Source organism: Stenotrophomonas sp. RG-453, assembly GCF_033843685.1.
GTDB lineage: Bacteria > Pseudomonadota > Gammaproteobacteria > Xanthomonadales > Xanthomonadaceae > Stenotrophomonas > Stenotrophomonas bentonitica_A.
Window position 1 is genome coordinate 60,743 of the sequence record NZ_JAMYED010000001.1, and the last position, 23,305, is coordinate 84,047.

18 protein-coding genes are annotated in these 23,305 nt (G+C 67.3%); 3 read left to right on the top strand and 15 right to left on the bottom strand.

The window, feature by feature from the left end; translation table 11 throughout:
• Nucleotides 1–80: 80 nt before the first annotated feature.
• A complete protein-coding gene (locus NJD74_RS00260; RefSeq protein WP_019183794.1) occupies nucleotides 81–1,001 on the bottom strand; it encodes an LpxL/LpxP family Kdo(2)-lipid IV(A) lauroyl/palmitoleoyl acyltransferase in 921 nt (306 codons plus the stop codon).
• A 95-nt stretch (nucleotides 1,002–1,096) separates the two neighbouring features.
• Between NJD74_RS00260 and waaA the strand changes: the two genes are divergently transcribed.
• On the top strand, nucleotides 1,097–2,395 hold the full coding sequence (waaA, locus tag NJD74_RS00265) for a lipid IV(A) 3-deoxy-D-manno-octulosonic acid transferase (protein ID WP_019183795.1): 1,299 nt from the start codon (nucleotides 1,097–1,099) through the stop codon (nucleotides 2,393–2,395).
• Nucleotides 2,396–2,452: 57 nt separating this feature from the next.
• On the opposite strand, the gene mgtE is transcribed toward waaA, so the two are convergent.
• The 5 genes from mgtE to NJD74_RS00290 form a co-directional block, all read right to left on the bottom strand.
• Nucleotides 2,453–3,835: a magnesium transporter gene (gene mgtE / locus NJD74_RS00270; protein ID WP_070473609.1), complete on the bottom strand. Its 1,383-nt coding sequence runs from the start codon at nucleotides 3,833–3,835 to the stop codon at nucleotides 2,453–2,455.
• Nucleotides 3,836–4,010: 175 nt separating this feature from the next.
• A complete protein-coding gene (locus NJD74_RS00275; RefSeq protein ID WP_319623450.1) occupies nucleotides 4,011–4,679 on the bottom strand; it encodes a hypothetical protein in 669 nt (222 codons plus the stop codon).
• 458 nt (nucleotides 4,680–5,137) lie between these two features.
• Nucleotides 5,138–6,499 carry a TolC family outer membrane protein gene (locus NJD74_RS00280; RefSeq protein WP_019183798.1) on the bottom strand — a complete coding sequence of 454 codons (1,362 nt, stop codon included), beginning with the start codon at nucleotides 6,497–6,499 and terminating at the stop codon, nucleotides 5,138–5,140.
• Nucleotides 6,500–6,515: 16 nt separating this feature from the next.
• Nucleotides 6,516–7,163 (bottom strand): protein-L-isoaspartate O-methyltransferase, encoded by a 648-nt coding sequence (locus tag NJD74_RS00285; protein WP_019183799.1) that lies wholly within the window; start codon nucleotides 7,161–7,163, stop codon nucleotides 6,516–6,518.
• Between the two features lie 131 nt (nucleotides 7,164–7,294).
• Nucleotides 7,295–7,960: a TetR/AcrR family transcriptional regulator gene (locus NJD74_RS00290; protein ID WP_070425872.1), complete on the bottom strand. Its 666-nt coding sequence runs from the start codon at nucleotides 7,958–7,960 to the stop codon at nucleotides 7,295–7,297.
• Nucleotides 7,961–8,081: 121 nt separating this feature from the next.
• Between NJD74_RS00290 and NJD74_RS00295 the strand changes: the two genes are divergently transcribed.
• Together NJD74_RS00295 and NJD74_RS00300 are read left to right on the top strand one after the other, a co-directional pair.
• Entirely contained in the window at nucleotides 8,082–9,227 is a 1,146-nt protein-coding gene (locus tag NJD74_RS00295; protein WP_319623451.1) for an efflux RND transporter periplasmic adaptor subunit, read from the top strand.
• Between the two features lie 4 nt (nucleotides 9,228–9,231).
• On the top strand, nucleotides 9,232–12,405 hold the full coding sequence (locus NJD74_RS00300; protein WP_070473601.1) for an efflux RND transporter permease subunit: 3,174 nt from the start codon (nucleotides 9,232–9,234) through the stop codon (nucleotides 12,403–12,405).
• A gap of 67 nt (nucleotides 12,406–12,472) precedes the next feature.
• Here the strand turns inward: NJD74_RS00300 and gdhA are convergent, their stop codons facing one another.
• The 9 genes from gdhA to ilvC all read right to left on the bottom strand — a co-directional run bounded on the left by gdhA (nucleotide 12,473) and on the right by ilvC (nucleotide 22,804).
• The gene (gene gdhA / locus NJD74_RS00305; RefSeq protein WP_070473598.1) at nucleotides 12,473–13,816 is read right to left on the bottom strand and encodes an NADP-specific glutamate dehydrogenase; all 1,344 of its coding nucleotides are present in this window, start codon (nucleotides 13,814–13,816) and stop codon (nucleotides 12,473–12,475) included.
• Nucleotides 13,817–13,926: 110 nt separating this feature from the next.
• On the bottom strand, nucleotides 13,927–14,988 hold the full coding sequence (gene leuB / locus NJD74_RS00310) for a 3-isopropylmalate dehydrogenase (RefSeq protein WP_019183805.1): 1,062 nt from the start codon (nucleotides 14,986–14,988) through the stop codon (nucleotides 13,927–13,929).
• Nucleotides 14,978–15,556 carry a 3-isopropylmalate dehydratase small subunit gene (gene leuD / locus NJD74_RS00315; protein ID WP_019183806.1) on the bottom strand — a complete coding sequence of 193 codons (579 nt, stop codon included), beginning with the start codon at nucleotides 15,554–15,556 and terminating at the stop codon, nucleotides 14,978–14,980. Before leuD ends, leuB begins: the two co-directional genes overlap by 11 nt.
• Complete coding sequence (leuC, locus tag NJD74_RS00320; protein WP_070473688.1) at nucleotides 15,556–16,977, bottom strand: 3-isopropylmalate dehydratase large subunit; 1,422 nt, start codon at nucleotides 16,975–16,977, stop codon at nucleotides 15,556–15,558. The genes leuD and leuC overlap by 1 nt, the downstream gene beginning before the upstream one ends.
• Before the next feature lie 40 nt (nucleotides 16,978–17,017).
• Complete coding sequence (locus tag NJD74_RS00325) at nucleotides 17,018–18,565, bottom strand: 2-isopropylmalate synthase (RefSeq protein WP_037553334.1); 1,548 nt, start codon at nucleotides 18,563–18,565, stop codon at nucleotides 17,018–17,020.
• A gap of 2 nt (nucleotides 18,566–18,567) precedes the next feature.
• Nucleotides 18,568–19,665, bottom strand: coding sequence for a threonine dehydratase (locus tag NJD74_RS00330; RefSeq protein WP_284129675.1), 1,098 nt, complete (start codon nucleotides 19,663–19,665; stop codon nucleotides 18,568–18,570).
• Between the two features lie 153 nt (nucleotides 19,666–19,818).
• Complete coding sequence (locus NJD74_RS00335) at nucleotides 19,819–20,073, bottom strand: ACT domain-containing protein (protein WP_019183810.1); 255 nt, start codon at nucleotides 20,071–20,073, stop codon at nucleotides 19,819–19,821.
• The gene (gene ilvG, locus NJD74_RS00340) at nucleotides 20,057–21,790 is read right to left on the bottom strand and encodes an acetolactate synthase 2 catalytic subunit (RefSeq protein WP_046273524.1); all 1,734 of its coding nucleotides are present in this window, start codon (nucleotides 21,788–21,790) and stop codon (nucleotides 20,057–20,059) included. The genes NJD74_RS00335 and ilvG overlap by 17 nt, the downstream gene beginning before the upstream one ends.
• Before the next feature lie 39 nt (nucleotides 21,791–21,829).
• Complete coding sequence (gene ilvC / locus NJD74_RS00345) at nucleotides 21,830–22,804, bottom strand: ketol-acid reductoisomerase (protein ID WP_019183812.1); 975 nt, start codon at nucleotides 22,802–22,804, stop codon at nucleotides 21,830–21,832.
• Nucleotides 22,805–23,305: the final 501 nt, after the last annotated feature.

Consider the following 23,305-nt stretch of genomic DNA (forward strand, 5'->3'; position numbering starts at 1 on the left):
GGGTGGCTGTTCGCGGTCAGGCACCCTGCAGCCACTCATGGGGTGGCGCTACCGAGGGGGCAGCCACCCATGGGGTGGTTCTACCGGTAATAATCGCTGCGGCCGCCGGGCTGGCGCTTGAAGCGGCGGTGGATCCACAGGTACTGGTCCGGGGCCTCGCGCACCATCGCTTCGATGGCCTGGTTGACGCGCGCAGTATCAGCCTCGACATCCTCGCTGGGGAAATTCTCCAGCGGCGCGCCGATCTTCAGGAAGTACTTGCCGCCTTCGCGACGGTGGAAATACGGAATCACCGCGCAGCCGGTCATCCGGGCCAGCTGGTGCGTGGCGGTGATGGTCGAAGCGGTGTGGCCGAAGAACGGCACGAACACCGTGTCCTTGCCGCGCATGTCCTGGTCCGGCGCGTACCAGAGGAAGCCGCCCTTCTTCAGATGCCGCACCGTCGCGCGGATGTCCTCGTTGGCGTACATCGCCTTGGCGTAGCGCAGGCGGCCGAACTTCACCGCCCACTCGTACACCGGGTTGCGATGCTTGCGGTACATGCCGGAGAGCTCGACGTGGTCGCACAGCAGGCGGCCACACATCTCCAGCGTCATGAAGTGGCCGGACACCAGCAGCACCCCACGGCCCTCGGCCTGCATGCGGTGCAGGTGCTCCAGCCCCTCGATCTGCACCTGCGGGCGGATGCTGTCGATGCTGCCCCACCAGGCCCGGGCGAATTCAAAGATGCCCACGCCCAGCGCGTCGAAGCTGTCGCGCAGCAGGCGCTGGCGCCAGGCGTCGTCCTTCTCGGGGAAGCACAGCTTCAGGTTGACCTCGGCGGCGCGCCGGCGGCTGCTGGCCAGCCGGTAGGCCACCGTGCCGACGCCGCGGCCAAGCGCACGCTGCAGCATCCACGGCAGGCGGGCGATCGCGAAGGCGACCAGCATGAAAGCGAAGGTCGGCCAGTGGCGCGGATTGCGCAGGGACGGCCGGGTGGCGGTGGAAGCGTTATCGGACATGCCTCGATTCTAATGGATGCGCCCGGATGCGTCCCGGCAGGGCCATCACGGCGGCGCGGCGTGTCTTCCCCGCGCCGCTCCCGTATCCTTTGCCCATGCGTAAAAGCCCTGTCGAATGGATCCTGCGCGGCCTGTACTCGGCCGTGCTCTACCTGCTGTTGCCGATCACCGTGTACCACCTGGTGTGGCGGGGCTTCCGGGTGCGCGAGTACTTCCAGCGCTGGGATGAGCGCTATGCCTCCTATCCGCACTCCAGCGGCCAGCCGCGGGTCTGGCTGCACGCGGTCTCGGTGGGTGAGGTGAACGCCGCAGCGCCACTGGTGAACGCCTTGCGTGCGCTGCGTCCGGACATCCGCTGGGTGATCACCACCATCACCCCGACCGGCTCCGAACGGGTCCGCGCGCTGTGGGGCGATGCGGTCGACCACGTGTACCTGCCCTACGACGTGCCGGGCAGCGTCGGTCGCTTCCTCGGTCACTTCAAGCCGAGCCTGGCGCTGATCCTGGAAACCGAGCTGTGGCCGAACCTGCTGTTCGGGTGCCGCGACCGCAGGATCCCGGTCTACATCCTCAACGCGCGGTTGTCGGCGCGCTCGCTGCGCGGCTACCGCCTGCTGCGGCCGCTGATCGGCCGCGCGCTGCGTACCGTGACCTGTGTGGCGGCGCAATCGGCCGACGATGCCGAGCGCTTCATCCAGCTCGGCGCCCGCCCGGACCAGGTGCAGCCGCTGGGCAATCTGAAATTCGATATCGCCACGCCGAACGTGCAGGACTTCATCGCGCGCTTCCATGAGCTGGTGCCCGCCCAGCATCCGGTCTGGATCGCCGCCAGTACGCACGAGGGCGAAGAGCAGGCCACCATCGATCTGCACCGCCGCCTGCGCGAGGCGGTGCCGGGCCTGCTGCTGTTGTGGGCGCCACGGCATCCCGAGCGCTTCCCAAGGGTGGAAGCGCTGGCCCGCGAGCAGGGCTGGAAGGTGGCCACGCGCCGCCAGCAGCAGTGGCCGCAGGCCGATACCGATGTGTTCGTGATCGATACGCTTGGCGAGTTGATGTCGTTCTACGGGTGCGCCCAGGTGGCCTTCGTCGGTGGCAGCCTGCAGGCCATCGGGGGGCACAATCTGCTGGAGCCGGCGGCAATGGGCACCGCAGCGGTCACTGGCCCGCACCTGCACAACTTCGCCGAGATTTCCCGGCGCATGCGCGAGGCCGGTGCGGTGGTCATTGCCGAGGATGCCAACGGGGTCGGCGATGCACTGCTGACCCTGCTGCGCGATCCGCAGGCCCGCGAGGACATGGCCCGGGCGGGCTGCGCGCTGGTGAGCAACGGGCGCGGCGCACTGAAGCGCACCGTAGCCCTGATCGCCCCGCAGTTGCCGCCGCCGGTGGCCTGATTGCAGGCCTGATCGCAGGCCTGATCGCGCGATGCGACGACCGGGCCCGCGCCTGCGTCAGGCAGCGGCGACCAGCAGGTCGCCCAGGAAGGCGTAGGCAAAGCCGAAGTAGATGAACACGCCGAGCAGGTCCATCACCGAGGTGATCATCGGGGCCGACAGCGTGGCCGGATCCGCCCCGATGCGGCGTGCGGCGAACGGCAGCAATGCGCCGATGATGCCGCCCAGTGCGGTGCACACCAGCATGCTCGAGCCCACCACCAGCAGCACGTCCATGCCAACGCCCTTGCTGAAATAGGCCAGGACCGCTTCCAGCACGGCGATGCTGATGCCCAGCGCGGCGGCCACCGGCAGTTCGCGTTTGATCACGAACGCCACATCGCGCCAGCTCAGTTTCAATTCGCCCAGTGCCATGCTGCGGATCACCAGCGTGGCCGACTGGCTGCCGGTGTTGCCACCCATGTCCACGATCGGGGCGATGAAGGCGGCCAGCACGATCACCTGCGACAGCAGCTCTTCCTGCGCGGCCACAAAGGTACTGGTGACGATGCCGAAACAGGTCAGGATCGCCAGCCAGAACACCCGCACGCGGAACATCTGCTTCAGTGGCGTGCTGCGAACGTCCAGGTCGTTGCCGTGCGCGCTCACCGTGCCGCCGAAGCGCGCCAGCTGCGAGGCGTCCTGTTCCTTGTCGATGTCCATCGCATCGTCGACGGTGACGATGCCGATCATGCGGTCTCCGCCGTTGGTGACCGGCAGCGCGAGCAGATCGTAGCGACGGATCAGCTCGGCGGCCTGCAGTCGCGGCCAATGTGCCTTCGCGGCGATCGGCTGCTCATGCATGATCGAGGCGACCGTGCGGTTCTCGTTGGCCAGGACCAGATCGCGCAGCGCCACGGTGCCGCGCAGGCGCAGGGTGTGGTCGAGCACGAACAGGATGTTCACCGTCTCGCTGTGCAGTGCGGTGGCGCGGATGTGTGAAAGCGCCTGCGCGACCGTCATTTCCGGCGAGACCCAGACATAGTCGGACGTCGTCGCCGAACCGACCGTGCCCTCGGGATAGGACGCCATCTTGAGGATGTCGTCGCGTTCCACCTTGGTCAGCGCCGGCAGCAGTGTCTGCTTGGCGTCATCGCCAAGGCGGTTGAACAGATCGGCACGATCATCCGATGGCATGTGTTCAAACAGCTGCACTACCGCCTCGCGCGGCATCGCGGCCAGCAGTTGATCCTGGCGGAGCTCGGCGAAGTGCGCGAACAGAGCCGCGCGCGCCGGTGGCGTGAGCGTCATCAGCAACGGCAGCGTCCTGTCCACGCTCAGCGCGTCGAGCGCATCGACCAGATCAGACGGATGGGTGGTCGCGGCGATGCTGGCAAAGCCAGCGGCGTCGAGGGAGAGCGAGAGGGTGCGGATCGAGAACAGGAGGTCTTCGCGGTTCATGGTGGTTCTCCAGCAGAAAGCGGCGCGTGGGGTGACAACGCGCAGTGATGAGGTACAGGCGTGGGACGCATCGGCGTGCGCCCGTGCGAGGCAGGCAGGGGTGTGTGTGCGCGCCGCGTACGCAGCGCAGGCGGCCGGCAGGATCAGTCGGTGCGGTCAGCCGGCACGCGCGGCATTACGGCGCGGCGGCGAGATTGAGGCCGAGCGTGATCCACTGCCCGTCGCGCCGGTGGTGGGCACGTCCCGCGAGCAGATCCACGCTGGCGCCACGCCGGAGTTCGTGGCGCACGCCGAACTGGCTGCTGCGCTGGCGCGCCGCATCGCGGGCGGTTTCGGCCAGCAGTGACCACTGCGGTGCAGCCACGATTTCCACGCCGATGCCATCGGTGCGGCCCCGTGCATCGCCCGTGCGTGCCCAGCCCAGGTTGAGGTGCAGCAGGGTGCGATCCGACGCGCCGAGCACCACCGTCAGCGGTGCATTGAGGCTCCAGTCGTCGGCGCGCGGGCGGTGCCAGTCGCTGCCGAGGCCGGCACTGATCGCCACGCCCCAGCGGCGCTGATCCAGATCACGCAGTGCCCGCTTGGCGCCCACGGCCCACTGCGTCGTCGAGGTGGCGTGTTGATGGCTGACGCCGAGCGACCATTCGGTATCGGCGAACGTGCAGGCCGGGACGGCCGTCCAGTCGTTGCCGGCATCGGTATGGCGGCCCCAGCTTTCCAACTGGCAGCGACCGGCATCGGTGATGGAGGCGTCGTCCACCATCAGGCTGGCGGCGGCGCGGGTGTCGAGCGGAAGCATCGCCACGGCCACGAGGGGCAGGGCGAACACACGGGAAACGTGCATGGGCAATCTCCAGGCAAACGGAAACGCCAGCGGCACCCTTCTTGGGGTCGGTGGAACGGCGATACGGATGATGCGAGGCGGGCGAGCGTGTCAGCTGCGCCGGTGGGCCCCGTCCTGTGCGGACGGAACCGACCTTGGGGTCAGTGGGTCCGTCGGCTCAGGAGCAGCAACGAGATCGACTATGACTGTCCAAGGAGGGGGCCTCTGGAGGGAAAGGGAAGGTGGTGCGGGGCGGACCTTAGTCGGCCGCTGCCGGAGGGTCAAGCCCTTTTTCACGGCACGTGCCGGACTGTGGACCGGTTCACGGTGGAGAGTGTGCGCGGGTAGGCATCGCACGAAGCGGTCGCGATGGCGGCCGCCACGTGGGCAGCATCTGTGGCATGTCGCGATCACCACCTTGCACGCAAAAAAAAACCACCCGCAGGCGGGTGGTTTTTTCTCTCGCCGTGCGCCGTCGATCAGTTGACGGTGGTGCTCGGCGTGGCCGCCTTCTGGGTCAGCAGGCGGTTGATGTCCTGCAGTTCGGCGATGTCCAGCGTGCCGACGGCTTGGCCCAGCTGCAGACGGTTCTGCAGGAAGGTGTAGCGGGCGTTGGCGTAGTCCAGCTGCGCGGAGAACAGGATGCGCTGGTTCTGGATCACGTCCAGCACGGTACGCGTACCGACTTCCAGGCCGACCTGCGAGGCGTCATAGGCGCTCTGTGCCGACACGACCGCCAGGCGACGCGCTTCCACTTCGCTGATGCCCGCCACCAGGGTCTGGTAGGCGTTGCGGGTGTTGCGGTCCAGGGCGCGCTTCTGCTGCTCGTAACCGTCCTGGGCGATGTCACGCTGGGCCAGCGCCTGGCGCACGCCGGACTGGGTGGCGCCGCCGGAGAAGATCGGCACGTTCAGGGTCAGGCCGACGCTGTTGGTGCGGCGGTCCGGGCTGAAGCTGCCGCTGTCGCCGACCACATCACCCCAGCTGGCCGACTTGCCGGCAGTGGCACCGATCGACAGGGTCGGGTAGTGCGCGCCGCGGGCGGCCGAGACGCCGGATTCGGCAGCGTTGACCTTCAGTTCCTGCGCCTTCAGCGCCGGATTCTGCGCAACGGCCTCGTTCACCAGCGTATCGATGGTGGCGTACTTGGCCGGCAGCTCCGGACGGAAATCGGCCGGCAGGGCGCGCAGGTCGGTGACCGGCTGGCCGGTCAGTTCGGTCAGCGCCTGGTAGGCGTCGGCCAGGGTGTTCTGCGCGATGATCGTGTTGGCGCGCGCCTGGTCGTACTGGGCGCGGGCTTCGTGCACGTCGGTGATCGGGGCCAGGCCCACTTCCAGGCGCTTGTCGGCGAAGTCGAACTGCTTCTTGGCAGCGGCTTCGTTGGTCTGCGCGGCCGACAGCGATTCAATGCCCACCAGCACGTTGAAGTACGCCGCCGAGGTGCGCACGATCAGGTCGTCGTTGGCCGAATCCAGGGTGAAATCCGCTGCGCGGCTCAGTTCGCGCTGCGAACGCAGGTTGGCGAACTGGGTGAAGTTGAAGACCGTCTGGCTGCCGTTGATCGTGTAGTTCCGGCTCTTGGTGGTGAACGAGCTGGAGGTCAGATCATGGTTCGGGTTGGTGCGGCTGCGGTTGAGCGAGGCCTCGCCGTTGAGCTGCGGCAGCAATGCGGCACGCGCCTGCACGGCGCCTTCCTTGTCATACAGGCGGGTCGACTCGGCAGCCGAGAGCTGCGGATCGCCGTTGCGCGCCATTTCGTAGACCTGCAGCAGGTCGGCGGCAGAGGCGGTCATCGGCAGCAGGGCGGCGGCCAGCGCAAGGGCGAGGGATCGGCGGATCATTGCGGCTTCCTTGGACTCAGAGTTGGAACTGGGGTGCCGGGGCGGCACCGCGCAGGTAGTCGATATCGGTTTCGAACAGCGATTCAGTGGTGCCGTCCGCCTTGACCAGCACCGCTTCCATGACCGGGGACCGGCCACGGATCACGAACAGTCGACCGCCCGGACGCAGCCACTGGGCGAAACGTGACGGGATGACATCCACCGCGCCGGTGACGCAGATCGCATCGAAGCGGCGCTCGGTATCCCAGCTCAGCGCGTCGGCGGTTTCGATGCGGACGTTGTTGCCCAGGCCGGCGGCGTCCAGACGCGCGCGCGCGGTGGTGGCCAGCTCGGCATCGATCTCCAGGCTCAGCACTTCGCGGGCCAGCTCGCCCATGCAGGCGCTCAGGTAGCCGCTGCCGGTGCCGATTTCCAGCACTTCATCACCCGGCTGCAGATCCAGCGCCTGCAGGGTGCGGCCTTCGATGACCGGCTTCATCATCTTCTGCCCGTTGCCCAGCGGCAGCTCGATATCGGCGTAAGCCAGGGCCCGGTGCGATTCAGCGACGAACGCCTCCCGCGGCAAGCGTGCCAGTACATCGAGCACGCGGATTTCCAGCACATCCCAGGGGCGGATCTGCTGTTCGACCATCAGTTCGCGGGCGTGGGAGTAATCGATCGTCATGAGGTTCTATATCCAGCGCAGTGGGCCGGCCATTTTACCGGTGCCGGGAGCCGGCGGCGCGCTGAGAGCATCGCTGCCGTCGCGCCGGGGTCGCAGTGCCGGAAGTCACCGCGACCTCCGGTCCATTCAGTTTAGTGCCGCCGGGCATACGCCCGCAGGAAAAAGTCGACGCTGGCGCTCACATGAGCGTTGGCATCGCACTCGGCCGGGGCCGGCCGCAGCCCGCACATCATATGCGTATGCAGCTCGCCCTTGATCAAGGTCAGGAACTGGATGGCGGCCGTCGGGAAGTCGGTGATCTCCAGCTCGCCGCGGGCCGTACGGGCACGCAGGAAGTCGGCCAGCGCATCGGTGGTCCGCTGCGGGCCCGCCAGCCAGAACATCTCGCGGATCCGATCATCGGTATCGGGCGACATCATCACCCGCTGCACGGCGACGGCCGCATCGGAGGTGATCAGGGTGAAGAAGGCGTGGCCGATGCCCATCAGTTGGTCGCGCAGCGGGCCTTCGACGTCGGTGACGAACAGTTCGTCAGGCAGCATCTCGACGCATTTGGACTGCACTGCTTCGGTGAAAAGCGTCTCTTTGTCGCCGAAATGGCTGTAAACGGTCAGCTTCGATACGCCCGCTTGGGCGGCGATGCTGTCCATGCTCACCCCGTTGTAGCCTTGGTCGACGAACAGCGACTTGGCCGCTTCCAGGATGGCCGCGCGCTTGCCCAGATCCTTCGGGCGCCCCGGCCCGGCGGCCTTGGCGACCGGCTTGGAGGGCGATTTGGAGGAGGTCGGATCAGTCATCCAATCAATACTAGACCAATCGGTTCGATATTTATACTATACCGACTGGTTCAATATTGAAGCGATTGGAACAGAGCGTTTCCAATGGCTTTTCCCGGGTTACTTTCAGGTCCAGGACCTCATGAAAAACATGCGATGGATGGGTGGTGGGTTGCTGGCGCTGGCGTTGGCAGCATGTGGCAAGCAGGATGCCGAACCGGCCGCACCGATGCCGGTGCTGGTGGTCCACGCCGGCACCGTGGCCGGCCAGGAAGTGGCTGCCTATCCCGGTGAGATCCGGGCCCGCGAGGAAAGCCCGCTGTCGTTCCGCGTCGGGGGCAACCTGATCAAGCGCCACGTCGATGCCGGCCAGCGCGTGCGCAAGGGCCAGTTGCTGGCCGAGCTGGACGCCGCCGACTACGCCTCCCAGGCCAGCGCCTCACAGGCGCAGCTGGCCGCTGCCGAAGCCGACCTGATCCGTGCCCGTGATGACCAGAAGCGCTACGCCACCCTGGCCGAGCAGCAACTGGTCAGCCAGTCCGCGCTGGACAGCCAGACTGCTGCCTTCAAGGCCGCGCAGGGCCAGGCCAATGCTGCCCGCGCCAATCTGGCCGTGGCGCGCAACCAGGCCGAGTACGCGCAGTTGCGGGCGCCGGCCGATGGCGTGATCGCCAGTCGCCAGGCCGAAGCCGGGCAGGTGGTCAGCGCTGGGCAGACCGTGTTCACCCTGGCCGCCGACGGTGGCCGCGAAGTCGTGATCGCCCTGCCGGAGAGCAACATCCGCGATTACCAGGTCGGCCAGCCGGTGCAGGTAGAACTGTGGAACCGCCCCGGCCAGATGCTGCCGGGCACGATCCGTGAGATCGCCCCGGCCGCCGATGCACAGGGGCGCACCTATGCCACCCGCGTCAGCCTGGCACCGGAAGCGTTGACCGAAGTGGAACTGGGCCAGAGCGCGCGCGTGTTCGCCGCCGCAGGACGCCAGGGCACGCTGCAGTTGCCGCTGGCCGCCGTACAGCGCGGCGCCGACGGCCGCAGCAGCGTGTGGGTGGTCGATCCGGCCAAGCGCACCTTGAAGGCCACGCCGGTGACGATCGGGGCGTACGCCGTTGAATCGGTTCCGGTGCTGAGCGGGGTGACTGCGAACGACTGGGTGGTCGCCGCCGGCGGCCATCTGCTGCGCGACGGCCAGCCGGTGACGGCGGTGGACCGCCAGAACCGCCCGGTGCTGGCACCGGCAGCCAAGCCTGCCGCGGCCGACGCGCCTGCTGCCGGCAAGGGGAACTGATCCCGTGCGCCGCTTCAATCTTTCCGAATGGGCGCTGGGCAACCGGCCCCTGGTGCTGTTTGCGATGCTGGCCTTCGCGATCATCGGCGCGTGGTCGTACAAGCACCTGGGCCAGTCCGAAGATCCCCCGTTCACCTTCAAGGTGATGGTGGTGCGCACGAACTGGCCCGGCGCGACCGCCGAACAGGTCTCCCGCCAGGTCACCGAGCCGATCGAAAAAGCCCTGCTGAACACCGGGCAGTACGAGTTCATCCGCTCCTACTCGCGCCCGGGCGAATCGCAGGTGATCTTCGTGGCGCGCGACAGCCTGCGCTCCAAGGCGATTCCCGACCTGTGGTACCAGGTGCGCAAGCGCGTGGGCGACATCAAGCCGACCCTGCCGCGCGAGATCGTCGGTCCGTTCTTCAACGACGAATTCGGCGACACCTTCGGCAACATCTACGCGTTGACCGGGCGGGGCTTCGACTACGCCGTGATGCGCGACTACGCCGACCGCATCCAGCTGGAACTGCAGCGCGTGCCCGATGTGGGCAAGATCGAGCTGGAAGGCCTGCAGGACGAAAAGGTCTGGATCGAGCTGTCCAACACCAAGCTGGCCACGCTGGGCGTATCGCTGCAGCAGGTGCAGCAGGCCTTGGCCGACCAGAACGCGATTGCCGCCACCAGCTTCTTTGAAACCCCGACCGATCGCGTGCAGCTGCGCGTCACCGGCCAGTTCCAGAGCGTGGAGGACATCCGCAGCTTCCCGATCCAGGCCGGCGACCGCACCGTGCACCTGGGCGACATCGCCGAGATCAAACGCGGTTTTGCCGATCCGGCCTCGCCGAAGATGCGCTTCATGGGGGAAGACGCCATCGGCATTGCGGTGGCGATGAAAGACGGCGGCGACATCCTCAAACTGGGCAGTACGCTGGACGCCGAGTTCGAACGCCTGCAGAAGACGCTGCCGGCCGGCATGCAGCTGCGCAAGGTCTCCGACCAGCCGCATGCGGTGGAAGAGTCGGTCGGCGAGTTCGTGCAGGTGCTGACCGAAGCGGTGGTGATCGTGCTGCTGGTGAGCTTCTTCTCGCTCGGACTGCGCACCGGCCTGGTGGTGGGCGTGACCATTCCGCTGGTGCTGGCGATGACCTTCTTCGTCATGCATTACTTCGGCATCGGCCTGCACAAGATTTCCCTGGGCGCGCTGGTGCTGGCGCTGGGCCTGCTGGTGGACGATGCGATCATCGCCGTGGAGATGATGGCGACCAAGATGGAGCAGGGGTACGACCGCCTGCGCGCGGCCAGCTTCGCGTGGGAGTCGACCGCGTTCCCGATGCTGACCGGCACGCTGATCACCGCGGCCGGCTTCCTGCCGATCGCCACGGCCGCCTCCAGCACGGGCGAGTACACCCGCTCGCTGTTCCAGGTGGTGACCATCGCACTGGTGGTGTCGTGGATCGCCGCGGTGCTGTTCATTCCGTACCTGGGCGACAAGATGTTGCCGGACCTGTTCAACCCGCAGCCGCCCAAGCCGGACAGCCTGGTCGGGCGCTGGCACGCGCGTCGCATGCAGTGGGCCGACCGCCATCCCGCGTTCGCGCGCTGGATCGCACCGAAGGTGCATGCGCACGACCACGATCCGTACCAGCGTCCGTTCTACGTGCGCTTCCGCAGGTTCCTCGATGTCTGCCTGCGCCATCGCTGGTGGGTGATCGCCGCCACCGCCGCGCTGTTCGTGTTCTCGCTGCTGATCTTCCGCTTCGTGCCCCAGCAGTTCTTCCCGGATTCGACCCGCCCGGAACTGATGGTGGACATCGAACTGGCCGAGGGCGCCTCGCTGCAGGCGACCCAGGCCCAGGCGGCCAAGCTGGAAAAACTGCTCAAGGACCGCGAGGGCATCAGCAACTATGTCGCTTACGTGGGCACCGGCTCGCCGCGCTTCTACCTGCCGTTGGACCAGCAGCTGCCGGCCACCAACTTCTCGCAGTTCGTGGTGCTGACCGAGAACACCAAGGCACGTGAGGCGACCCGCGACTGGCTGCTCAAGGACGTGATTCCGCAGTTCCCGGACGTGCAGATGCGCGTGACCCGCCTGGAGAACGGCCCGCCGGTCGGCTACCCGGTGCAGATGCGCATCTCCGGCGAGCATATCGAGCAGGTGCAGGCCATCGCCCGGCAGGTGGAAGCCAAGGTGCGTGCGAACCCGCACGTGATGAACGTCAACCTGGACTGGAGCGAGCCGAGCAAAGTGGTACGGCTGGTGATCGACCAGGACCGGGCACGCGCACTGGGTGTGAGCAGCGCGCAGGTGAGCCAGCTGCTGGGCACCTCGTTGTCGGGCATGAGTGTGAGCACCTACCGGGAAGGCAACCGCCTGATCGAAATGCTGCTGCGTGGGCCGGACAACGAACGCGTGCGGCTGGACATGCTGGGCAGCCTGGCGATCCCGACCAGCAGCGGCACCTCGGTGACGCTGTCGCAGGTGGCGCGCCTGGAGTACGTGTTCGAGGACGGCATCATCTGGCACCGCAACCGCCTGCCGACGGTGACGGTGCGCGCCGACATCGCCGATGCGAAGCAGCCGCTGGACGTGGTGCAGCAGATCCTGCCGACACTGGAGGAAATCCGTGCCGGGCTGCCGTCCGGCTACCTGCTTGAAACCGGCGGCACCGTGGAGGATTCCACGCGCGGCCAGGATTCGATCAAGGCCGGCATGCCGCTGTTCCTGATCGTGGTGGCGACCCTGCTGATGCTGCAGCTGCGCAGCTTCTCGCGTGCGGCGATGGTGCTGGTCACCGCGCCGCTGGGCATCATCGGTGCGACCCTGTTCCTGTTGCTGTTCCGTGCACCGTTCGGCTTCGTGGCCCTGCTGGGCACGATCGCGCTGGCTGGCATGATCATGCGCAATTCGGTGATCCTGATCGACCAGATCCAGCAGGACATCGACGCCGGCCACGACCGCTGGCACGCGATCATCGATGCCACCGTGCGCCGCTTCCGACCGATCGTGCTGACCGCGCTGGCCGCGGTGCTGGCGATGATCCCGCTGTCGCGCAGTGCGTTCTACGGCTCGATGGCGATCTCGATCATGGGCGGCCTGATCGTCGGTACCGTGCTGACCCTGGTGTTCCTGCCCGCACTGTATGCGGCGTGGTTCCGAGTGAAGCCGGATGAGGCGGGCGCTGGCACGCCGCACTGACTGACGCGTCAGATGACGCCCAAAGGCGCAGCGGATGCCTTCCGCTGCGCCTTTTTACTGATCCGTGTCAGTAAACGCCCTGCGCCAGCATCGCATCGGCCACTTTGACGAAGCCGGCGATATTGGCGCCATCCACGTAGTTCACGCTGCCATCGGCCCGCTTGCCATGGCGCACGCAGTTGGCGTGGATATCCTTCATGATGCCGTGCAGGCGCTCATCGACATCGGCGTGGTGCCACGACAGGCGCTGCGCGTTCTGGCTCATTTCCAGCCCCGAGGTGGCCACGCCGCCGGCGTTGCTGGCCTTGCCCGGCGCATACAGGGTGCCTGCCTTGAGGAAGACCTCCATGGCCTCCAGTGTCGACGGCATGTTGGCGCCTTCGGCCACGCACAGCACATCGTTGTCCACCAAGGCGCGGGCGTCGTTCTCGTCCAGTTCGTTCTGGGTGGCGCAGGGCAGGGCGATCTCAGCCGGGATGTGCCAGGGGCGCTTGCCGTCCAGGTACTCGAAGCGTGTGTCGTCGGCCAGTTCGGACAGGCAGCCGCGACGTTCGTTGCGCAGTTCCATCACCTCCTGCAGGCCCGCTTCGTCGAAGCCCTCCCGGGCGTACAGCGTGCCGCCGGAATCGGAAAGCGTGAGGACTTTCGCGCCGAGTTCGATGGCTTTGATCGCCGCATGCTGGGCCACGTTGCCAGCGCCGGAAATCAGCACTTTCGCGCCATCGGTATTGCGCCGCGCATGGTGCAGCATCTGCTCGACAAAGTAGACCGTGCCGAAGCCCGTCGCTTCCGGGCGCATCAGGCTGCCACCATAGGAGAGGCCTTTGCCGGTGAACACGCAGGCGGCATTGTTGGTGAGCTTCTTCATCATGCCGGCCATGTAGCCGACCTCGCGCGCGCCCACGCCGATATCGCCAGCCGGTACATCGGTGTCTGCCCCCAGGTGGCGATGCAGTTCCAGCATCAGCGCCTGGCAGAAGCGCATCACCTCGGTGTCGCTGCGGCCCTTGGGATTGAAATCCGAACCGCCCTTGCCACCGCCCATCGGCAGGGTGGTCAGCGCGTTCTTCAGGGTCTGCTCGAACGCCAGGAACTTCAGGATCGACTGGTTCACCGAGGGATGAAAGCGCATGCCGCCCTTGAACGGACCGATCGCCGAGCTGTGCTGCACGCGCCAGCCACGGTTGACATGGGTCTTGCCGGCATCATCGGCCCAGGCAACGCGGAACTGGATCACCCGCTCCGGCTCCACCAGCCGCTCCAGCAGGCCCTGTTCCAGGTAGCGGGGGTGGCGCTGCAGGAACGGCCACAGGCTCTGGATCACTTCTTTGACGGCCTGCAGGAATTCCGGCTGGTGCGGATCACGCTGGGCCACGTGGTTGAGAAAGTCGTCAGAGGAACGATGGTTCAAGGGCTTTCCTTGTTGGGGGCCGGCCGCTGACTGCGACGTGGCCGACGGGACAGGGAGGCCGTGCGGGATGTAGAAACACGAACGCGGCCCTCAGGCCGCGCTCGTTGCGATCATTGCAGCTTGGCAAGGACCGCGTCGGTTGCGGCGGCGGTACTCACCGCGAAACCCTTGGCGGCGAGGTCGGCGGTGAACACGCCGTCATCCAGTACGGCGTACACCGCTGCCTCGACCGTAGCAGCCTCTTCGTCCAGCCCCAGTGAATGCCGCAGCAGCATCGCAGCGCTGAAGATCGTGGCGTAGGGATTGGCGATGCCCTTGCCGGCGATGTCCGGCGCCGAGCCGTGGATCGGCTCGTAGATGCCGACCGCGCCGGGCTCGCCCAGCGAGGCCGAGGGCAGCAGGCCGAGCGAGCCGGCCAGCATCGAGGCTTCGTCGGTGAGGATGTCGCCGAACATGTTCTCGGTCACGATCACGTCGTACTCGCGCGGCTTGGCCAGCAGGTGCATGGCCATCGAATCGACCAGCTGGTGCTCCAGGGCAATCTCCGGGAATTCCTCGCGGCCGATCCGTGCGGCGACGTCGCGCCACAGGCGCGAGGTCTCCAGGACGTTGGCCTTGTCCACCGAGGTGACCTTGCCGCGGCGGGTCTGCGCGAGCCGGAACGCGGTGCGCATGACGCGCTCGATCTCGCCCACGCTGTAACTGCACAGGTCGCTGGCGGTGTCGGCGGTGCGGGTCTTCTCACCGAAGTAGATGCCGCCGGTCAGTTCGCGCACGACGACGAAGTCCACGCCCTCCAGCAGTTCGGCCTTGATCGGCGAAGCGCCGAGCGCGGCGGCATGCGTGCGCACCGGGCGCAGGTTGGCATACAGCCCCAACGCCTTGCGGATCGCCAGCAGGCCCTGTTCCGGGCGCACCTTGGCGTTGGGATCGGACCACTTCGGCCCGCCCACCGCACCGAGCAGGATGGCGTCCGCCTTCCGGCAGGCCTCCAGCGTGGTGGCCGGCAGTGGTTCGCCGTGGCGATCGATGGCGATGCCACCGATGTCGTGCTCCTGGAACCCGAAGGTGTGCCCGAAACGGGTGGCGACGGCCTCCAGCACCGCCACGGCGGCGGCGGCGACTTCCGGACCGATGCCGTCACCCGGCAATACGACAATCTCAGCGTGCATGTTCACTCTCGTAACGTTCGATATCAGGGGTACGGCCCAACAGATACCCCAATTGGTCCACGCCTTCCAGCAGGCAGGTCTGCGAGAAGCCGTCCAGCGGGAAGGTATACACACGCCCGTCGGGCGTGCGCAGTTCGCGTGCGGCCACGTCGATGGTCAGTGCGTCATCCGGGCGCTGCATCAGCGTCTGCACGTCGGCTTCGTCCAGCACGATCGGCAGCAGGCCGTTCTTCAGCGAATTGCCGCGGAAGATATCGGCGATCTCGCTGCTGACGATGGCGCGGAGGCCCAGGTCGGTCAGGGCCCACGGCGCATGCTCACGTGAGGAGCCGCAGCCGAAGTTGCGGCCGGCCAGCAGGATGCTGCGGCCGGCGTTGTGCGGCTGGTTGAAGGCGAACGCCGGGTTCGGCACGCCTTCGCTCTGCCAGCGCCAATCATTGAACGCATGCTTGCCCAGGCCGACGCGCTCGGTGGTGGACAGGAAGCGCGCGGGGATGATCTGGTCGGTATCGATGTTGGTCTCGCGCAGCACCACGCTGGTCGAGGTCAGGGTACGGAAGCCGCTCATCAGGCCACCTCCAGCGTGGCATACAGTTCACGTGGGTCGGCGACGCGGCCGTTCACTGCGGCCCAGGCGGCTGTCATCGGCGAGGCCAGCAGGGTGCGCGAACCGGGGCCCTGGCGGCCTTCGAAATTGCGGTTGCTGGTGCTGACGGCCAGCTGCCCCGGGGCGACCAGGTCGCCGTTCATGGCGATGCACATCGAACAGCCGGGCTCGCGCCATTCGGCACCGGCAGCGCGCACCACCACATCGATGCCTTCGGCTTCGGCCTGGCGCTTGACGATTTCCGAGCCCGGCACCACCAGCATGCGCACGCTCGGGGCGACGCGGCGGCCCTGGAGTACCTGCGCCACTTCGCGCATGTCGCTCAGGCGGCCGTTGGTGCAGGAACCGACGAAGACCACATCCACCGGGGTGCCGGCCAGGGTCTGCCCGGCGTGGAAGTGCATGTAATCCAGGCCCTTCTGGTCGGCCGCATCGTTGGCCGCCGGAATCGGCTGGTCCACGGCGATGGCGGTGCCGGGGTGGGTGCCCCAGGTCAGGGTCGGCCGGATGTCGGCGGCGTCGATGTGGACCTCGACATCGAAGCGCGCACCTTCATCGCTGCGCAGCTGCGACCACGCGGCCACGGCGGTATCGAAGTCGGCGCCCTTGGGGCCACGCGGGGTGGCGGCCACCCAGTCGAAGGTGACCTGGTCGGGGGCGACCATGCCGGCACGTGCCCCGGCTTCGATGGACATGTTGCACAAGGTCATGCGCTGCTCCATGTCCATCGCTTCGATCGCGCTGCCGCGGAACTCCAGCACATGGCCGGTGCCCCCGTTGACGCCGATCACGCCGATGATATGCAGCACCACGTCCTTGGCGCCGACGCCCTGCGCCAGCGTGCCATCCACGGTGATCGCCATCGTTTTCGCCTTGCGCTGCAGCAGGCACTGGGTGGCCAGCACGTGGCCGACCTCGCTGGTGCCGATGCCGAAGGCCAGCGCGCCGAACGCGCCGTGGGTGGAGGTGTGGCTGTCACCGCAGACGATGGTCATCCCCGGCTGGGTAAAGCCCTGTTCGGGGGCGATCACGTGCACGATGCCGCGGCTGGCCGATTGCAGGTCGAACAGCTCGATGCCGTGCGTGGCGCAGTTGTCGGCCAGCATCGCCACCTGGGCTTCGGAGGCGGCGCTGGCATACGGCAGCTTGCCATCGGCAGCGGCCGGCAGGGTCGGGGTGGAGTGGTCCATAGTCGCCTTGGTCCGGTCCGGCCGGCGCGGGGAGAGGCCGCGCTCGCGCAGTTCGGTGAAGGCCTGCGGCGAGGTCACTTCGTGGATCAGGTGCAGGTCGATGTACAGCACGGCGGGGGCGCTGTCGGTTTCGGGCACGACGACGTGGGCGTCCCACAGTTTGTCGTACAGGGTGCGGGGAGCTGGGGTCATGGACTGGCCTTGCTGCGGTTCGGGGTACGTCATGGGGTGCTCAGGCCGCGGCGGTGGCCGTGGGCTGCTCGGTCGTCGCGCTGCGCTGGCGCAGCAGACGGTTGGCCACCTCCAGCCACGCCAATGCGGAGGCTTCGATGATGTCGCGGCTGGTGCCGGTGCCTTCGTACTCCACGCCTTCGTGGCGCACGCTCAGGTTGGCTTCGCCGCGCGCATCGGCGCCGATGCCCACACTGTGCACGTGGTAGCTGTCCAGCATCAACTGCACGCCGGTCGCGGCCGACAGCGCGCCGAACAACGCATCCACCGGGCCATCGCCCTGGGCGGTCTCGGCAACCCGGTTGCCTTCAGGATCGGACAGCTCGACCAGCGCATTGGCGCGGCTGCCGACGTCGCTGATCGTCATCGACGCCAGGCGGTAGCCGTTCTGGGTGGCACTGCCCTGCATCAGGGTCTGCAGGTCGGCATCGGTGACCACGCGCTGCTGCTCGCACAGCGCCTTGAACTGTTCGAAGACCAGCTTCAGCTCTTCTTCTTCCAGCCAGAAGCCCAACGCACGCAGGCGCTGGTCGACCGCGGCGCGGCCACTGTGGCGGCCCAGCACCATCTGCGAGGACTCCCAGCCCACGTCTTCCGGACGCATGATTTCGTAGGTGCCGCGGTGGCGCAGCATGCCGTGCTGGTGGATGCCCGACTCGTGCGCGAAGGCGTTGGCGCCGACGATCGCCTTGTTGCGCTGGACCGGCATGCCGACCAGGCGCTGCAGCAGCTGCGAGGTAGCTACGATGCGCTGGGTGTTGATGCGCGTGTCTTCGTCGTAGAAGGCGTTGCGTACCTTCAGCACCATCGCGATCTCTTCCAGCGAGCAGTTGCCCGCGCGCTCACCGATGCCGTTGATGGTGCACTCGACCTGGCGTGCACCACCTTCGATGGCGGCCAGTGAATTGGCCACGGCCAGGCCCAGATCGTTGTGGCAGTGCGCGCTGAAGATGATGCGGTCGCTGTCGGGCACGCCGGCGATCACCCGCTGGAACATGCCGCGGATCTCTTCGGGCGTGGTGAACCCCACGGTGTCGGGCAGGTTGATGGTGGTGGCGCCGGCGGCCACGGCCACGCGGGCAACCTCGATCAGGAAATCTTCCTCGGTGCGCGTGGCATCTTCAGCGGAGAACTCCACATCGCCCACGTAGCTGCGGGCCAGGCTGACGTGCTTGTGCACCGACTCCAGCACCTGCTCGCGGCTCATGCGCAGCTTGTGCTCGCGATGCAGGGGGCTGGTCGACAGGAATACATGCAGGCGCGGGTTCGCGGCGGCTTCCAGCGCCTTGGCCGAGGTTTCGATATCGGCGGCCAGGCAGCGCGACAGCACGGCCAGGGTCGGGCGACGGACCTCACGGGCGATCATCGCCATCGCTTCGCGGTCGGACTGGGAACTGGCCGGGAAGCCGGTTTCCATGACATCCACGCCCAGCTCGTCCAGCGCGCGGGCCATCACCAGCTTCTGCTGCGGGCTCATGCTGCAGCCGGGCGATTGCTCGCCGTCGCGCAGGGTGGTGTCGAAAATTCTGATTCGGGGGGAGTTGGGCATGGTCACCAGGAGGTCTCCTCGACGGCAATGTCGGATGGGATGGCAGAGGTAGGAATCGAAACGGAAATCGGGGGTGTCGCGAGCACGGTTGGTAGGGGCGGGCGTGTTCGCTCGCTGGCGCGGCGGCGCGGTTTGCGCGGGGGGCGGGGACGGATGTCGGCCAGCAGCTGGGCCAGGACCAGCGCATCGATGTTGCCGCCGGAGACCACCGCGCACTTGCGCTTGCCGGCCACGCGGCGGCCGGCCGCCAGCGCCAGCGCGCCGGCGCCTTCGGCGATGACGTGTTCTTCCAGCGCCAACCGCACCAGGGTTTCGCGCAGCTCGGCTTCGCGGACGATGACGATATCGTCCAGCAACGCGCTGCACAGCCTGCGGGTCAGGAAACCGGGGATCTTCACCTTGACGCCGTCGGCCAGGGTGGCGACCGGGGCGATCTCACGCACGTCGCCGCGGATCGCACGGGCCATCGAATCGACGCCCTCGACCTGCGCGCCGACGATGCGTACACCCTGCGATTTCAGCGCCAGCGCGACGCCCGAAGCCAAGCCACCGCCGCCGATCGGCACGATCACTACGTCGGGCGCATGCGGGGCCAGTTCGATGCCCAAGGTGCCCTGGCCGGCGATCACGTCGGGATCGTCGAAGGCGGACAGGAAACGGTAGCCGTGCTGGTCGGCCAGGGCGCGGGCGAAGGCGTAGGCCTCGTCGTAGCTCTCGCCGTGCTGGCGGACCGTGGCGCCCCAGTGGGCGACACCGGCAATCTTGGTGGCGGGCGCACCGTGGGGCATTACGGTGATCGCGGGGATGTTCAGACGGTAGGCGGCCCAGGCCACGCCCTGGGCGTGGTTGCCGGCGGAGGCGCAGATGACCGGGCGGTCATCGCCGCGCTCACGCCCGGCCAGCAGTGCGTTCAGGGCGCCGCGCACCTTGTACGACCCGGTGCGCTGCAGGTTCTCCAGCTTCAGCCACACGCCGAAACGTTCGGCGTAATGCAGCGGCGTGGGCGGCAGGAAGCGGCGCAGCCGCGCCTGCGCGGCCAGCACGTCGGCGACGCTTACGTCGCCTACATCCGGTTCCTGCGGGGTGCGGCTAGCCGGCATCGTGCACCCGGCCACGGTGATCGTCGCCATGCGGTACGCGCTGCGACGGCGCACGGTGGTACGACGTCGTGCATCCTGCACGCGCACCACTTGCACATCCCTGTGCTGCGAGAAGAGACCTCCGTGCCGGCACCGATGCAGCGGTGCGGGCGTTCATGCGGATACCCCGGGTTCCAGTGCGCTGATCCGCACCGAAACACAGTCGTAGATCTTCTCGATCTGGCGGCGCAGCGTTTCCGGTGGACGGGTGCTGTCCACCACCAGCTGCAGGTGCCAGCGGCCATCGTCGGCGGCATTGGGCGCGCCGGCGATCGCGCGCGGCGCGAAGCCGCGGCGTTCGGCCATGCCGATCACGCGCAGCAGCGCGCCTTCGGCCGGGGTCAGCACCAGGTCAAGCCGGTATTGCATTGGGGAACTCCTGGGACTGATGGGCGGGGTTGCTTTCCAGCATCGTGCTGTTGGCGTTGTTGGGCGGCACCAGCGGCCACACGTTGGCACGGGCATCGATGGCCACATGCAGCAGCGCCGGGCCGGGCTGGGCCAGCATCGCGGCCAGGCCACCTTCGACATCGTCACGTGCTTCGATGCGCGTGGCTGGAATGCCGAATACCTGCGCCAGCGCAGCGAAGTCCGGGTTGTCGGACAGATCGATCTCGCTGTAGCGCTCGGCGAAGAACAGCTCCTGCCACTGGCGGACCATGCCCAGCGAGCTGTTGTCCAGCAGCACGATCTTCACCGGCAGGCGGCAGCGGGCGATGGTGACGAGCTCCTGCACGTTCATCATGAAACTGCCATCGCCGGAGACCAGCACCACGGTGCGGTCGGGGCAGGCGAACTGCGCGCCCATCGCTGCCGGCAGGCCGAAGCCCATCGTGCCCAGCGCGCCGCTGGTCAGGTGGTTGCGTGGGTGGTTGAAGCGGCAGTGCTGGGCGACCCACATCTGATGCTGGCCGACATCGCAGGCGATGATCGCGTCGCTCGGGGCCAGTTCGCTCAGGCGCTTCAGCAGCGCCGGTGCATAGATGTGCTTGCCCGGTGCGTCGTAGCGCGGCGCGAAGCGTTCACGATGGCCCTGGCAGCGCTTCGCCCAGGCTTCCTGCGTGGCCGGGGCGGTGGCCGCGGCGGTCAGGGCGCGCAGCGCCGTACCCACGTTGCCCGGCACCGCGATGTCGGCGGTGCGCAGCTTGGAGATCTCGTACGCGTCGGCATCGATATGCACGACGCGCGCAAACGGAGCGAACTCGTTCAACTTGCCGGTGGCGCGGTCATCGAAACGGGCGCCGACCACCACCAGCAGATCGCTTTCCTGCACCGCCATGTTGGCCGCGCGGGTACCGTGCATGCCCAGCATGCCCAGGTAGTGCGGATGCTGCGGCGGCAGCGCACCCAGTCCGCGCAGGGTCAGCACGGTCGGGATCGCCGTGGCCTCGACGAAGGCACGGAAGTCCTCCACCGCATCGCCCAGCGCCACGCCACCACCGGCATAGATCACCGGCTTCTCGGCCTCGGCGATGGCGGCGATGGCGTGCGCGATGGCCTCGTCCTGCGGCGCAGGCGGTGCCACCACGGTGGAGGGGACGTGGTCGGGCAGATGCGACGCATCGGCGACCTGCACGTCCTTGGGCAGATCGATCAGCACCGGACCCGGGCGACCCTCGCGGGCGATCCGGAACGCATCGGCGACCACCTGCGGCAGGTCATCGACCGAGCGCACCAGCCAGCTGTGCTTGACGATCGGCAGGGTCAGCCCGAACACGTCCAGTTCCTGGAACGCGTCGGTGCCCAGCAGCGGGGTGGCGACCTGGCCGGTGATGCAGACCATCGGCACCGAATCCAGCATCGCATCGGCGATGCCGGTGACCAGGTTGGAGGCGCCCGGGCCGGAGGTGGCGACGCAGACGCCGACCCGGCCACTGGCGCGGGCGAAGCCGTTGGCAGCCAGGGCGGCGCCCTGTTCGTGGCGGACCAGGATGTGCTTCAGCCCGGAATCCACCAGGGCGTCGTAGAACGGCATGATGGTGCCGCCCGGATAGCCGAACAGCGTATGCACGCCCTCGGCTTCCAGGGCCTGCGTCAACCAGCGTGCGCCGTTGCGGGGCGCGGTGCTGTGTGCGGAGGTGTTCATGCGGTGACCTTTACGAAAGCGGGTGGGGGAGCCGCGCGTTTACGCGGCTTGACTTTGCAACCAGACCATCTTGGCGCGCAGTTCCTTGCCTACCTTCTCGATCGGGTGCTCCAGGTCGGCCTGCTTGAACTTGTTGTAGTTCGGCAGGCCCGCTTCGTACTCGGCCACCCAGTTCTTGGTGAAGGTGCCGTTCTGGATGTCGGTCAGCACGTCCTTCATGCGCGCCTTGGTACCGGCATCGATGACGCGCGGGCCGCTGACGTAGTCGCCGTACTGCGCGGTCTCGGAGATGAATTCCAGCATGCGGGTGATGCCGCCTTCGTAGAACAGATCCACGATCAGCTTCAATTCGTGAAGTACTTCGTAATAGGCGATTTCCGGCTGATAGCCGGCTTCGACCAGGGTTTCGAACCCGGCCTGGACCAGTGCCGAAGCACCGCCGCACAGCACGGCCTGTTCGCCGAACAGATCGGTCTCGGTCTCTTCCTTGAAGGTGGTCTGGATCAGGTTGGCGCGCGCGCCGCCCAGACCACCGGCGTAAGCCAGCGCGAACTCGGCGGCCTTGCCACTCTTGTCCTGGTAGACCGCCCAGATGCACGGCACGCCGCGGCCGATTTCATACTCGCGACGGACCAGCGCACCCGGGCCCTTCGGTGCGACCAGCACCACGTCCAGATCCTCGCGCGGGGTGATCATGTCGAAGTGGACGTTCAGGCCATGCGCGAACAGCAGCACCGCGCCCTGTTTCATGTTCGGTGCGAGCACGTCTTCGTAGAGCTTCTTCTGCACCATGTCCGGGGTCAGCACCGCGACCAGATCGGCATCCTTCACCGCTTCGGACGGGGCTTTGACGGTGAAGCCGTCGGCCTGTGCCTTGACCTCGGTCGGACCGCCCGGGCGCAGCCCGACGACGACATCGAAACCGGATTCACGCAGATTCAGCGCGTGCGCGCGGCCCTGGCTGCCGTAGCCGACAACAGCGATCTTGATCTGGGGCAGGTCGTTGGTGCTCATGGGGGAGGTCCTTTGGAGGCAAGAAAAAAGAGGGCCGACGGTCAGCGACGCGTCGGCCCATCAGGGGAAGGGGTGGCACCGGCCTGGCCGCGACCACACGCGAACTCACCCGCCGTGGGGGCGGTGGGCGTCGGCTGGCTCGGGGCGGGCTGGCGGGTCATGGTGGAAGGCAACTCGGAGGGGAGGATGGAAAACAAAGGGTTCTGAAACGAAAAAACCCGCACCTGGTCGGGTGCGGGTTTTGATGGATACCTGGCAGTCTTGCTTACACGCCGGTCCGTCCCGCACCTGTTGGTTGGGTAATAAGTACGAGGACGAAAAGCGAATGGATCGCGGCCGCGCCGGGGTCGGCGTGCTGGATGGATTCGCGGGTGGCTGTGCGCTGCAACATGAGATCGAGAAAACCACACGGGTTTTGGCGGTGTCAACCCTGGCAGGACAATTTCCATCGGTTTCGTCTGCATCCACCGCAATGCCCCGCCAGACAAGGATGGTTGCGGC

Coding starts and splice junctions, on each gene's coding strand:
- ilvC (WP_019183812.1), bottom strand. CDS start 22,804: ATGAGCACCAACGACCTGCCCCAGATCAAGATCGCTGTTGTCGGCTAC.
- NJD74_RS00285 (WP_019183799.1), bottom strand. CDS start 7,163: ATGACGATCGATTACTCCCACGCCCGCGAACTGATGGTCGAACAGCAG.
- NJD74_RS00295 (WP_319623451.1), top strand. CDS start 8,082: ATGAAAAACATGCGATGGATGGGTGGTGGGTTGCTGGCGCTGGCGTTG.
- waaA (WP_019183795.1), top strand. CDS start 1,097: ATGCGTAAAAGCCCTGTCGAATGGATCCTGCGCGGCCTGTACTCGGCC.
- NJD74_RS00275 (WP_319623450.1), bottom strand. CDS start 4,679: ATGCACGTTTCCCGTGTGTTCGCCCTGCCCCTCGTGGCCGTGGCGATG.
- mgtE (WP_070473609.1), bottom strand. CDS start 3,835: ATGAACCGCGAAGACCTCCTGTTCTCGATCCGCACCCTCTCGCTCTCC.
- ilvG (WP_046273524.1), bottom strand. CDS start 21,790: ATGAACACCTCCGCACACAGCACCGCGCCCCGCAACGGCGCACGCTGG.
- NJD74_RS00260 (WP_019183794.1), bottom strand. CDS start 1,001: ATGTCCGATAACGCTTCCACCGCCACCCGGCCGTCCCTGCGCAATCCG.
- NJD74_RS00290 (WP_070425872.1), bottom strand. CDS start 7,960: ATGACTGATCCGACCTCCTCCAAATCGCCCTCCAAGCCGGTCGCCAAG.
- NJD74_RS00335 (WP_019183810.1), bottom strand. CDS start 20,073: ATGCAATACCGGCTTGACCTGGTGCTGACCCCGGCCGAAGGCGCGCTG.
- NJD74_RS00330 (WP_284129675.1), bottom strand. CDS start 19,665: ATGCCGGCTAGCCGCACCCCGCAGGAACCGGATGTAGGCGACGTAAGC.
- NJD74_RS00280 (WP_019183798.1), bottom strand. CDS start 6,499: ATGATCCGCCGATCCCTCGCCCTTGCGCTGGCCGCCGCCCTGCTGCCG.
- leuD (WP_019183806.1), bottom strand. CDS start 15,556: ATGAGCGGCTTCCGTACCCTGACCTCGACCAGCGTGGTGCTGCGCGAG.
- leuB (WP_019183805.1), bottom strand. CDS start 14,988: ATGCACGCTGAGATTGTCGTATTGCCGGGTGACGGCATCGGTCCGGAA.
- leuC (WP_070473688.1), bottom strand. CDS start 16,977: ATGACCCCAGCTCCCCGCACCCTGTACGACAAACTGTGGGACGCCCAC.
- NJD74_RS00325 (WP_037553334.1), bottom strand. CDS start 18,565: ATGCCCAACTCCCCCCGAATCAGAATTTTCGACACCACCCTGCGCGAC.